This window comes from Parabacteroides sp. D25, assembly GCF_000307475.1.
GTDB lineage: Bacteria > Bacteroidota > Bacteroidia > Bacteroidales > Tannerellaceae > Parabacteroides > Parabacteroides distasonis.
This window is the reverse complement of sequence record NZ_JH976500.1, coordinates 893,012-906,509: the sequence shown is the minus strand read 5'-3', so window position 1 is coordinate 906,509 and position 13,498 is coordinate 893,012. Positions and strand designations below refer to the sequence as shown.

The following is a 13,498-nucleotide window of genomic DNA, read 5'->3' as shown; positions in this document are numbered from 1 at the left end:
GCCGACGGCGCAGGCTCGTGGGAATCCTCACACCGCCACGACACGCTGGGCTTCGAGGTGGAGCGCATCCTTCCGGGAGGCGTCGTCCGCTCGTTCGCCTACGACGACATAGGCCGTCTGGTGGATGCCCGCATACGCAAGGACTCGCGCACACGGCATATGCGCCGCTACCGCTGGGGAGTCGCCGACAGGCTGTTGTCCGTGGAGGACAGCAGGCGTGGCGAGACCCGCTACTCCTACACCCCGACGGGGCAGCTCGACAGGGCGGAATACCCCGACGGCAGGGAGCAGTGGAGAAAGAGCGACCCGGTGGGGAACCTGTATCCCGACCCGGACATGAAGCTGCGCCGCTATCTCAGTGGCGGACGGCTGGAGCAGGACGGTGAATGGCACTGCGAGTACGATGCTGACGGCAACCTGACGGAACGCTACCTCGGCACGGGAAAGTGGCTTGACGGCAAGAAGGACCGCTGGAGATACCGGTGGAACGCCGACGGCTCCCTGGCAAAGGTGGTGCGGCCCGACAAGAGGGAGGTGGAGTTCACATACGACGCGCTCGGGCGCAGGCTCTCCAAGAGCTTCGGCACGACAGTGACGCGGTGGGTGTGGAACGGCAACGTGCCGCTGCACCAGTGGAAGCAGCGCAGGGAATACTCCGTCATGGAGGACAGGTGGAACACGGACACGGAACGCCATGACATGACGGTATGGCTCTTCGACGAGGAGTCGTTCGTACCGATGGCAATGATAAAGGAAGGCAGGTCCTACTCGATACTGACCGACCAGCTCGGAACGCCGACGGAGGCATACGATGCCGATGGCAACGAGGTGTGGAGCCGGATGCTCGACATGGACGGGAATGTCATCGAGGAGACGGGCAACAAGGGAATGGTGCCGTTCCTGTTCCAAGGACAGTATTATGACCGTGAGACAGGACTGGCATACAACAGGTTCAGGTACTACTCGCCGCAGATGAGCATGTATATCTCGCAAGATCCGATTGGACTGGCTGGCGGAATACTAAATCTGTATGGATATGTCCATGATACTAACTATTGGGTGGATGTGCTGGGATTGTCTTCTTCGGGTTACGCAAAGCGCTTTTTTGATGCTAATCCTAAAATGAAAAAATTTATAGGCAAATTAAAAATAGAAATACACCATCGCATACCTCAGATGTATATAGGTACAGGCAGATTATTTCCAGAAGCTATGCGTACTTCTTTGTCTAATTTGCAAGGATTACCAAGAAAAATCCATAGAGAGGTTGTAAGTCCCGCATGGACTGCTTTTAGAAAAGCCAATCCCACCCCTACACGTGCAGAAGTTATACAACAAGCTATGCGCATTGATAAACAGGTAGCAGAACATATTGGACGAATAAATTAAAAACAGAATCAAGATGAATGTTATAATTAATCATATTGAAAAATTATCAAAAACATCCAAGTATATAAAACTATACAGAAATTTTGATACAAAGGTCATATTAAGAAATATGGGGAAAATAACAGGGGAGGTTGATAAGCAGTATATAAGATTTCTAATGGAGACAAATGGTGCCTCAATCTTAGATTATTGTTTCTTAGGAATGAAAAATAACCAATTAGGAATAAATGTATATGATAATATAAGAGAATTGTGGCAAGTGGATAATTTATTAACTTTTCGCTTTTGGGGAGTTATAGGGACAAGTTGTGGTGAAAACTTTGGCTATCTTGATAAAATAGATAGTGATGGTAATCATTTTATAGGATATTACAATACTAATGAGCCAGAACAAGTCTATTTAGTCGCATCTTCTTTTGATATATTTATGAGTAAATTTTTGAAACAAATTGAAAACACATTGAAACTTGATGAAAATGCTATATGTATAGCAAATAATGATTGGTTTCTTAATAAAGAAAAACTAATTGTTGATGATGAGGAAATGAATCAATATCTACAAAATCATAAAACCTCGAAATATGATTTATTGAGCAAATAAAATTAAGTAGTATGTAGGTCTTGTCTTGATTTAGGCATATTTTTTTAATCATCCGCTATTCATTGATGTGTTTATCATCATTATATATGATAAAGGTATTCAACAGAAGGGTGTTTTGATGAAAGTTGATTGAAAATTTATAAAATGCTGGAATGAAATAAAATGAAAATTGCCAACCTTTTGCTCATTGTTAATATAACAAACAAAAAAGATGAAAGCATAATAGATTTATATTTTTATAATAATTAAAACTAACAATTAATACTATGGACGGAAGGTTTACATGGCTACCATTCTATAAAGAATTATCCGACTGGCTACTTAGAAAACAGAATAGCCAGCCAGAACTTATATCTAAGTTAAAAGAAATCGGTATTACCGGTTTTCGAGATGGTACAGAAAAAGGCAAAGAGATTACATTACAAGAAATAGACCCGTTCACATTCTTGTCGTATCTCAACAAGTTTCACTCCGATGAAAGGAGAGTCGAAATCCTACAGGATTTAAGGCATAAGCTAAATTTTAGTTGTCCAGAACCAACAGATGTATCTGGTATCCCGACAACACATCCGATGAAAGTGCATCTATTTCCATGGAAGACAATCAGGGGCAACAATGATATAAATGTATTATGGGAATTGTTCGGACAGGTAAAAGAAGGGAAAGTAGATGAACGACTTTTTCAAACGGCATTGAACATTAAAAGTGTCGGAAAGGGAAAGCTCAGTATTGTTCTATTCTACGTTAATCCGGAAAAATATGTTCCTTTAGATTCCAACACTTCATCGTATCTAAGAAGCAAGAAATTGGGCTATACTTATGATAGTTTTGCATCATATAGTGAGTTGTCAGAAAAAATAGTCAAGACTCTTGGAAAGCATCCGTGGGAGATTTCATACGAGGCATATAATTATACTCCGGAGAGGGATTCATCCAACATTGGTAGTATCAAAATACTATTAGAAAAACTTGAGAACGAGTTAGAAGATAATATGGATTACCATATCTTTTATCGAGGACAGTCAGATAAAAGTTTCGGATTGATACCCTCCATTTATCGGGAAGAGCTTTTAATAAAGAATGAGGATAAAATATTCAAAGATATTATCGCTCAATGTCCGGCTGATTTCAAAGGATGTACATCCACCTTTGAAAAATTGGTCAAGATGCAGCATTACTCCTTGCCGACACGACTCTTGGATATCACTACAAATCCTTTGGTAGCTCTGTATTTTGCATGTGAAAATGAAGATGTTGACGGTAAACTATTCCGGTTTGAAGTTAAAACATCAGATATTAAATATTTTGATAGCGATGCGGTGAGCGTTGTATCCAATATTGCAAAACGCCCAATAGATTTCAGTATCGAATCCCTTCGGGATTTGGAGTGTGAAGATTTTAATGATGAACCAGACATTGCCTATCTTCTGCATGAAATTAAGTACGAGAAGCCCCATTTTCAGAATGTGATTGATTCAAAGGATATCGAGAGAGTCTTTTGTGTAAAACCGATGTTTGACAATCCTCGCATAATCCGGCAGTCCGGGGCATTCTTCCTTTATGGTATCAATGGCGATAAAAGCCGACCTGCGTCACTCAACTTCAGCTACAATGTGTACATCATCAATAAAGCGCAGAAGCAGAAGATCAGGAAGCAGCTTGAAGCCCTCGGCATAGACAAATCAACGTTGTTCCCGGAAGTCGAACACGTAGCCGAGCATATAAAGGACAAATATCATCTACCTAAATAACCTTTCCCTCATTTAAAAAACAAGCCGAGCTATTACGCGGATAGCTCGGCTCTTTACTTTGATAAGATTACATCAAGTCTTAATCTTGTGGTACATCTTGAACTTGCAGGCATTTCTCTACTTTGTATAAATAATACCTACATTTTATTATTACAAATGTTACTATTATACGAGAAATTACTATATGCCCTATGAATAGAATGAGGGGAAAGAGCAATACAATCAGACTTATAACAACAAAAGGGAACTCAAATTCTGAGAAAAACTTATAAGTCCAATCAAAGCTAACAATTCCAACTACAAATAGCGTAATAAAAAATATAAATCTAATATTTGACCATAGATTTCTACTATATTTCCTACAATCTTCTTGATAAAGATTATAGCCCGATATAAATAGCTCTATAGCTAAAACTATCTGAGAAGTTACTAAAATATAAGTTTTTACAAGTGCTTCATGTTGAGACCCAAACATCCCGATACAAAACAAGCATAAAAAACCGTATAATCCAGCATATAATCCGATGAAACCACAACCTTCCAAATCAAGTTGGTTTTCATCAGTCAGATATTTTAAACGGCGATATGCCTTATCTAAATAGGCACTATTTAATATACATTCATTATCTTCACTTTTTAGACTCTCTGTTATAATATCATTAGCACGAGACAATACCTCCCGTACCGACAACTTCAAATCTTTCTGATATTTACGATAAATTTCAGTCAGCACATGCTTGTTATCAAGATAGTATAGTCCAAAGTCAAAAGCAATTATAAATTGTATGAATGCAAGTAGATTAATACATTCTATTCCAGACATTTTTCTATTCAAGTTTTTTAGCTCTCCATTCTTCTCCGTTATGTTTTAATACATATTCAGCAACGTACTGTATTAAATCAACCGGATGGAAAGAATAACGCAAATTCCCTTTACGATAAGTAACCGATAACATAAGTTCTTTCTTGTCTTTATAAAACCCAATAGCCTCATTATACTTGATTTCTAAGTTCTTTTGGTTTTCTTCCAAAAAGATACTATTGGTTATCTTTTTCAAAGAGTCTATCAACTGCTCAATAGAGATTCCTACAGGAACTCTAAATAAGGTATGACGCAACTTATAATCAAACTTCAACTCTTTGTTTTTAGATTCATAGTATTTCTTATCAACAGCAATAACCACAAATTTTCCTTTCCCGATTAATTTTGCTGCATCGGTATCTACTTTTCTGCATAGTAATTTATCCCCATTAGAGATGTCTTCGGGTGACATAGAGGAGCCTTCAACAGTAAATATTAAGGGATTCTCAGATTGTTTATACTCAGAAATGTCTAACATTGAATTTTCACACGGAATCCTATCTGGTAACATTTCAAGACCTTTCAACGGAGTTACACTCAACGTAGGATCTCCAGCCGCCACACTCATAGTACCATCGGCATTCATACCGTTGGTATGCACTTCTCTCCCAAAGGCAAAGTGATAAAGATTAGATACTAACTGTTTCAATTTCAATATATTAATTAATAGTATGCGTCTAAGCGCATATTTGTGATTCGCAAAATTAGCGTTTTTTCTCATAACTCGCAAGTTTATAGGGGTTAAACATCAATAATGCCATCGCATAAGGCTCTTACCTGAACTGTAACAAGAGGATTACACAACAGCCTCACTCACTAATAAAACATTCTACCATAAGAACAAAAAGAATGCAATGAATGATTACGATTTAACCTCTTTTGTTCAAAAGCCGGTTTGCTTTGCCTGTGATGAATTGAATAGCAGGACGAGAAAAGAGACTATGTAGGGTAATATTTCAGAAGAGAGGATAGCCTGTAAACAGATTTTCTTCTATTTAGTCGGTTAATAAATTTAATTGATTGTTTGTTATGTTCAAGGGAAAACACTATTTTTGCGAAATATGATATCCTCCTTCTTGTCTTGAAAGCGGTCTGACTGCTTTAACCAAGGCAAATGTCTTGGTTTTATAATAAATAATAAGATCAGCATGGCAGAATTAAAGGCAACCGTGTGCTTGCAAGGAAAGGACATAGAAGTGATTTCATCACATATTGAATTTAATCGCAAGACAGATAATAAAGGAAGGCCGGTGACAAATGTTATTGGCGGACGTATTACTATAACCGTTGAATCTACCAGAGAAACTACTATTCTTGAAGCAATGGTAAACTGCCCTTTCAAAGCGATAAGCGGCAAGGTGATTTATTATAACACTAAGGATAATTCTATCTTTCGTGTCGTGGAGTTCAAATATGCGTATATCGTGTATTATAAAGAGATTTACAATGTTGACAGGAAACGCCAAATGTATTCCACCATCACATTTTCTGCGGATATTATTATGATAGGAGACGCATATTTAAGCAATCAATGGTAAGAAGAAACATGAATTTTAGTTGTATGGATATTATCGTATCAAGAAATATCACTAACTTTGTTCATTGTGGATGTGGTGATAATGGATTTGCAGTGTCTTTTACTATTTCATTGTATATTCTTATTGCTACATTCCTGTTTCCCAATGGAATTAAAATAGAATTATGTTAATAACAAAGGTATGAACACTTTAATTCTTGATTTTTTAAACAGCTATGCTGACAATCCTAATCCTCAGTATGCCGTGATGCTGAAAGGAAAATGGGGATGCGGCAAAACCCATCTTATAAAACAATGGAAGAAGAGGTTTGACGAGACCGCAGATACCGACGAGGAAATTACGCTAAAGCCCATCTATATTTCGACCTATGGAATGGATAGCGTGAATGACATCAAGACAGCTATAGATAGGGAATTAAATCCCTTCTTCTATTCGAAAACCGGGCGTTTCATAAAGGGTATTTTGAAATTAGCCGGTAAGGTAGTCTTCAAGACGAGTGTGGATTTTAATGACAACTCTAAAGAGGATGGTTCATTTTCCGCAACACTGGATTCATTGTCGTTACTACAAGTGGAGGACGACAGTATAAAAGGTGTAAAGTTTCTGATATTCGATGACATCGAAAGGTGCCTGATAGAGATGAAGGAATTGTTAGGTTTCATCAACTATTTTGTAGAGCACTGTAATTGTCATGTTGTCATAATTGGGGATGAAAACCACCTTGAAAAACTTCCCAAGGCTGTCTTGGGTGAGTTTAAGGAAAAGACCATAGGCAAGGAATTTGAAATACAACCCGATATAGAAGAAGCCATCGAATACTTCCTTGACGAAGTACCGGTATCCGATTATTTGAAAGAAATGCGTGATTTCATTATTGCCTGTTTTATGTGTACAAAATCCGATAACTTACGGGTTTTGAGACAATGCTTGTATGATTTTAAAAGCCACTTAAACAAACTTCCTTCCGAACTGATTGAAAAGGATAATATCTTTCTTAAAAATATCCTTGGGTCATTTATTGCTGTGTATGCAGAGTATAATAATAGTGAGAACAAAGAGTTGATTTGTAATTGGAGTAGAGATTGTCAGATTTCACTACTCCAAGATGATAATGAGGATAAGCAAAGGATACAGCATCTAAGGGAAAAATATCAATCTTTGAACAAGGGGTTAACTTATAATGTCTTAAATCCGGAGTATGTTACGGCTATTATACAATATATTATCACAGGTGCTCCACTTGTAGAATTTATTGTTACGGAAATAAAGGATAAGCAAAAAGAGCTAAAACCTTGGGAAATGCTATCCGGCTTTTTCGACATGGAACAGCAAAAACTTGAAAGTATTTGTCAGGCTACTATAAAAGCCATATTGGATAAAAAGATAAAAGACGCTTATCAACTTGGTTATAGTATTGCGTATCTATCGTATTTTGACGCTATTGGCATTTTTTCTGATATAAAGCCTCACATCTCTTCAATAAAAGTGAGAATAGCAGAAATGATTAATAGTCAAACCAGTTTAGAGGAACTTTATCAGCTAAGAGGGCTTTTTATTAGTGGATGTAATTATGTAACCACAGATTCCAAGACTCCAATAACAGATGATATTGTGGACTATTTCTTGCAGCAGGTGAAATCAAAGATAAATGAGTTGCCGGATCAAATGCAAAAAGCACTGCGTAATTTGACTGAAGAAACAGTAGAGGAACTTATAATTATAGACAGATTGCCTTATCCAGATAAAAGTTGTACATACGAACTTCGTGCGATATTTGCATCTGAAGATGCCAATGCCCTTTTTGATGCTATCTGCAAACTAAGCAATAAAAGCAGAAATGCTTTTACGCAATTTCTTGCATATCATTATAATTTTGGCTATGACCAACAAGATGTGGGAGACAGATATAAGGCAGATATTCCTTGTTTACTCAAACTGAAAGATTTGGTCGGTAATGAAATCAGCATATCAAAAGGAGTGGATAAACTTGCCTTCATAAGGTTAAAAGATGTCTTGATTGAAGCTATTAGGAGGTGTGAAGGCTAAAGTGATACATTGATGCCAATGTAGAAGCTAAAAATGGCGTATCGTAAAAAACGGAGACGCGATGAAAGACCATTATTCCTAATTGGGTTAAAATAGAGGATATGAGGGCTATAAATGGAAACGGGTGGCGGCGGGGAATCAGGAGGCTATAAAGGGAGGAAGGATGCCATAAAAGAGTAGAGCCGTCGGCAGACCGGAGCGCAAAAATCCCTCTGCCCGGTCATCACGACCATGCAGAGGGAACGGTTGAAATTATGATTATGTCAAGCAGCTTCGGCAATAGCTTCGTGTTTGGCTACCTGCGGTTGTCCGGTCTCTTTCAGGCTTTCATCAATCCTGTGTTGAAGTTCCTTACATTCCTGTTTGAGCCTTGACAGTTCATCGGCTTTACTCCACTGGCGACAAATGATGTCCTGCAATGTGGGAATTTCGCTTTCTATCCGCTCTACCGCCTTTTGTTGCTTCTCGATAAGAGAGGGCAATTTGCTTAATGCTCCATGCGGATATTGTGCCGACTCAACGAAACCAAGCGGCAGTGCACCACTCAGGCCGCATCGGTATTTCAATCCACTTATACCCTCTACAAAGAATGTATTGCGGTCAAATGTACCGTCTATGCTGTACTCGCTACGCACCAACAAGTTCAGCCCTGCATACGTGCCAACTGTGCCATACGCTTCGTTGCGGTAGGTCTTGGCAATACGGTGCAACTCCCGGCCTACTTCCTCGGTAGTGGCTTGCGGCAAGCTCAAAAGCAGGGTTGCCTTTGTTCCATTATACGAGTTGATGTATTCCAAATCCCTCATGAGATTGGCCTCTGTACGCTTTGCCTTTTCGATTTCTCCCTGACCGGCAGCTATTTTACGCTCGGCACGGATGCGTTCTTTCTTGAAAATAGCCTGTTCCTTTTCAAGCTGCATAATCTTGTTGTCGAGCTTCGTCTTGTTCAGTAAGTCGTTATTGCCTGACAGAATAGCCACGAACTCGGCAAAGTTCATACCGCTGTCCTCATCCATGCCTCCCTCGTCAATACGGCGCACGGCGATTGTGCCGTTGTTAATTTGGTTGATAAACATCTGCTTGTTTTTCAACAGATTAAATTTATAGGCGTCGAGGGTCTTTTCCGTACCATAAATTACGACATCTACCACATTGCCACCCCACAGCTTTACGGTGTTGCCTTTGCGTATTGCCCTGCCGTTTCGTTGTTCCATGTCAGCAGGTCGCCAAGGTATTTCAAGGTGATGCACCGCCACAGCCCTTTGCTGGGCGTTCACACCTGTGCCTAACATGGTCGTACTTCCAAAAAGAACTCGCACCTTGCCGTTGTTCATTTCTTCAAACAGCTTTTTTCTTGTCCTCTCGGTAGTGGCGCATTGGATAAACTGTATTTCATCAGCAGGAATACCGAGCCGTACCAACTTTTCTTTGATGTCGGTATATACGTTCCATTCGTTCGGTTTGTATGTACCAAGGTCGCTGAACACGAACTGTGTACCCCGATTGTCATTCGAGCGTATATAGTAGTCATAGATTGTCCTCGCACAGATAGAAGCCTTGTTATCGGCATCATCCTTGAACTTGCAACCCAACAAGCGCATATCAAGAGCCATTTTTCGGGCTACATTGGTCGCAACCAACATTTTCGCCTTGTCGAGGTTGTCGGGTTGCGGAACGTCAAGCCCCAAGTCCTCCCACTGGCCGCTACCGGCGAAAGATACCAAGCGTCCTATCATTTCCTCCTGCTCGATTGTCGGGGGATAAGAGAGGAAACGCACGTTCTTCTCAGGTACATCAAGATTTATCATGTCGGCTGTACGGTAATCCGTAATCTCACGCAGAAACATTGCCAGCTCCGGCACTTTGATGTAAGTACGAAAACGCTCTTTGCGCTTCACCGAGCCTGTCACGTTCAATTCATAATCTGCCGTTTTCTTTGTGAATATGGCTGCCCATGCATCGAAACAGCTAATCCGTTGCCGTTGAAGCTCCTGCGGACGCAAATACTTGAACATCACATATAGTTCGGTCAGTGCATTTACCACCACTGTACCCGACAGAAACGTAGCCCCAAGGTCACGACCTGTCCGGCGCTGAATGTCACGAATGGCAAACAGCAGGTTCATCGCCCTTTGCGAGCCTTTGGTATTGCCGATACCTGCAACCCTCGTGTGGCGTGTCTGAAACATTAAATTTTTCATTACATGGCTCTCATCAACAAATATGTGGTCTATGCCCATTGTGTGAAAGTCCACCGCATCGTCTTTCCGATTATTGATTTTCATGCGCAGTTCTTGTAGTTTAGCTCCAAGGTTCTGTTTGCGTTTCTCCAACCCCTCCTGCATCTTTCCGCTGCGGTAGCGCATGGTGGACTGCTCCAAAAATTCGAGGTTACGCTCCACATCGGCAAGCTCTTCCGTGAATATATCTATCATGGTCTCTTCTGACTGCGGTATCTTGGCGAACTGGTCGTGCGTGAGTATGATGCAGTCCCAGTTGTTGTTCTTGATTTTTGAAAAGACCTCTTGCCTGTTGGCAGGGGTAAAATCTTCCTTGCCCGGATAGAGAACTTTGGCCGTAGGGTATGCCTTGCGGAACGTATCAGCGATTTCGTGCACATTGGCTTTCAGCCCGATAATAAGCGGCTTGTGTGCCAATCCGAGACGTTTCATTTCGTAGGCGGCAACACACATTATCATCGTCTTGCCTGTGCCTACCTCGTGCCAACAGATACCGCCTCCGTTCTGCTTAATCATCCAGATAGCATCTTTCTGTGAGGGATAGAGGCTGTTGTATGGAAATTGCTCGAAAGAGAGCTGCGGAAAGGTCTGTGCCGAACCGTCATAATGCGGCCTGACATAGCAGTTGAAACGCTCGTTATACACCCTCACCAGCTCGTCCCGAACCTCTATCGGCTGCCTGTCAAGCCAGCGGTTGAAACGGTCTCTAATCTCCTGTATCTTGGTGGCTGCCTCCTGTATGGCTTCCTCGTCCGGCACACGCACCTTATCACCATTGCGGTATATCTCTTTCGTGATTTCAGGTACAGTATCATGCAGGGCATGAACAAACAAATCCCCACCGTCATAGTTACGAACGGAATAGGTGTTGTAAGCCACCGGAGAGTAACTTTGCAGGCGTACTATGTAGGTGTCGTTCACATCGAAATACATTACGCTTGTCTCGGTCTCGAAAAGTTCAGTTGCAAAATCGGCATATAACTTTGTATCAATCCAACGCTCACCCATGTTAATATCGAGTTCCTCGTAGGGTATCGCTTCGGGTGTCGCATCCGCCAAAGCCTTTACAGCAGTTTCCGTCCAATCTTTTTCCCTGTCCGTGAGTTCGGACAAGTAAGAACCTATCTCCTTGCATTTGGCAATGACATTGCCTGAAAGGAACTTGCCTTTGTGCTCCCACTCCCCGATAACAGGATTGTAAAATATCTCACCTTTGAGGTCGCCGATGATTTCTTCCTCGGCACTATCCGTGGACTGCATCAGGTAGTCCATATCAACCCTGCCGTAGAAATTCAAGCTGCTTGCCAACGCTTCAATCGGTGTCAGCCGTTTGTTCGGGTCTATCTTCTTGAACGCCACAGGTTCACGCATGATGTCGGACTTGACTAAATCCTTTCCAAGCTGCATTTCTATTGTAAAGACTTCCACACCGAGGCTGTCAAGCATGATAAACTCCTTGTTGTCGTTCTCGTGGAAACAACCCCATTTGGCAACAAAGGCATCGTATCGGGCGTTCAGCTCTCCACGCAATCCGTTATCCTCTTTTTGTTCTTCCCTCTCTTTGATTGACAATTCAAAGTATGCCTTGCGTATAGGGAAATAGTCTTTTGCCCTATCTGCATTGACCTTACCCTCGTCCACCGGTACAAAATCAATGGCTACCTCTTGATAAAGACTTGATTTTCGGTATTGGATAGTACCCACCTGTCCCTCAAACAGCACCATTGAGCCGTCTTTCATCCATGCTTCCACCCCGTCCGTGTAGGCTCGTTTGCCTTTTGCGACTTGTTTCATAGCTACACTCCCGAAAAGGGACATCTGCATATCTTCGCTACCTTGTCCTTCCCCCATGAAAAGACTTTTACGGAAATATCGGCCAAAGTCAAGTTTCAGCAGTGCGGCGAGATATTGTGACATGGCATTTTCATTGCCCTGCCATTGGTATTTGCGTACATATTTTCCGTATTGGTTCTGTACAATGCGGCTACCTGTCGCAAGGGTGGTTTTCGGTATGGTGAACAATTTGTTGGCGTATTCGGTCATTGTGCCTGTGGCGTCCGCCTTTTCCCTGCCTACTTGTAAAAACAGTTGTTCCCGCTGTGAGAGTGCCGCCTTGCGCGTGTGCTTTTGGAATATCAGCAGGTCGCTGCCTACCTCTATACCGCTTGTCTGCATGAAAAGCATATCGGGCAGACGGATTGCACTTATCAGGTCGGCATGATTTACAAGATATTCACGCACGAACTTATTGCCGGGCGTGTCGGCTATGCCCCTCGATGTGATGAAAGCTAACAAACCACCCTCGTTCAACAACTCCATTGCTTTGACAAAAAAGTAGTTGTGTATGGTCTTGGTGGCCTGTTCATACATACCGCCTTTCTTCCATAGTTCCGCATCGAACACCCTGAAATTGCCAAATGGAATGTTGGAGGCTATGACATCGAAAGTTGTATGTTCAAAACCTTGTTCTCCGATTTCTTCAAACCCAGTCGTCCGTGTAAGCGTGTTTTCATGGAGCAGGGAAAGTATCATCCCCGAAATGAGGTCTTTCTCAATAGCATAATCATACGTGCCGGACATGGCTATGGGCAGAAAACCGCCTATACCAGCACTTGGTTCGAGAAATGAACGCATTTTGAGACCGTTTTCGCTAAATGTGGCATGTATCTGCCGCACCACTGCATCAACAAGGAATTTCGGCGTGTAAAATGCTGTCAGTACAGATGCTTTGATGCCCTCTATGACATTGTGCCGCATGGGTTCTGTGAAATGAGGGTAAGCATTGATTAACTCCTGTAATCTTTGTATCGGTTCTTTCATATCACCACCTATGGGTTTGTCCGTACCTATATTCAATACTTCTTTGATACCCCCGAAACCAGAATATCGGGATAAAATTTCTTTTTCTTCCGCAGTGGCCTGCCTGCCTTGAACTTGGATTTTCATTGCCGTTTCTATGGCTTCCACGTTCGCTACCAATGACTTCAATTTGTTGTAACTCATAATTTAACCTTTCTTTTTTTTCCCTTTGTTCGGCCTGTTTGCGACCTTTGGGATTTATTTTTCTGCCT

Annotated in this window: 8 protein-coding genes; 5 read left to right on the top strand and 3 right to left on the bottom strand. The window is 41.7% G+C overall.

What is annotated here, in order from left to right:
- From HMPREF0999_RS21735 to HMPREF0999_RS03735, 3 genes are all read left to right on the top strand, one after another.
- A partial coding sequence (locus HMPREF0999_RS21735; protein WP_009275189.1) for an RHS repeat domain-containing protein occupies positions 1 to 1,389 on the top strand: 1,389 nt, incomplete at its 5' end.
- 13 nt (positions 1,390 to 1,402) lie between these two features.
- Positions 1,403 to 1,990, top strand: a complete 588-nt coding sequence (locus tag HMPREF0999_RS03740; protein ID WP_008669250.1) for an SMI1/KNR4 family protein — start codon at positions 1,403 to 1,405, stop codon at positions 1,988 to 1,990.
- 266 nt (positions 1,991 to 2,256) lie between these two features.
- Complete coding sequence (locus HMPREF0999_RS03735; protein ID WP_008669251.1) at positions 2,257 to 3,741, top strand: FRG domain-containing protein; 1,485 nt, start codon at positions 2,257 to 2,259, stop codon at positions 3,739 to 3,741.
- Between the two features lie 79 nt (positions 3,742 to 3,820).
- Here the strand turns inward: HMPREF0999_RS03735 and HMPREF0999_RS03730 are convergent, their stop codons facing one another.
- The gene (locus tag HMPREF0999_RS03730; protein ID WP_008669252.1) at positions 3,821 to 4,564 is read right to left on the bottom strand and encodes a hypothetical protein; all 744 of its coding nucleotides are present in this window, start codon (positions 4,562 to 4,564) and stop codon (positions 3,821 to 3,823) included.
- A gap of 4 nt (positions 4,565 to 4,568) precedes the next feature.
- Complete coding sequence (locus HMPREF0999_RS03725) at positions 4,569 to 5,324, bottom strand: S24/S26 family peptidase (protein WP_008669253.1); 756 nt, start codon at positions 5,322 to 5,324, stop codon at positions 4,569 to 4,571.
- 427 nt (positions 5,325 to 5,751) lie between these two features.
- Here HMPREF0999_RS03725 and tssD point away from each other — a divergent pair, with 427 nt between their 5' ends.
- Together tssD and HMPREF0999_RS03715 are read left to right on the top strand one after the other, a co-directional pair.
- A complete protein-coding gene (tssD, locus tag HMPREF0999_RS03720; protein WP_005836793.1) occupies positions 5,752 to 6,141 on the top strand; it encodes a type VI secretion system tube protein TssD in 390 nt (129 codons plus the stop codon).
- A 180-nt stretch (positions 6,142 to 6,321) separates the two neighbouring features.
- Positions 6,322 to 8,187 (top strand): P-loop NTPase fold protein, encoded by a 1,866-nt coding sequence (locus HMPREF0999_RS03715; RefSeq protein ID WP_008669255.1) that lies wholly within the window; start codon positions 6,322 to 6,324, stop codon positions 8,185 to 8,187.
- A 263-nt stretch (positions 8,188 to 8,450) separates the two neighbouring features.
- Here HMPREF0999_RS03715 and HMPREF0999_RS03710 read toward each other — a convergent pair whose 3' ends face one another.
- On the bottom strand, positions 8,451 to 13,430 hold the full coding sequence (locus HMPREF0999_RS03710) for a helicase-related protein (protein ID WP_008669258.1): 4,980 nt from the start codon (positions 13,428 to 13,430) through the stop codon (positions 8,451 to 8,453).
- Between the last annotated feature and the right edge of the window lie 68 nt (positions 13,431 to 13,498).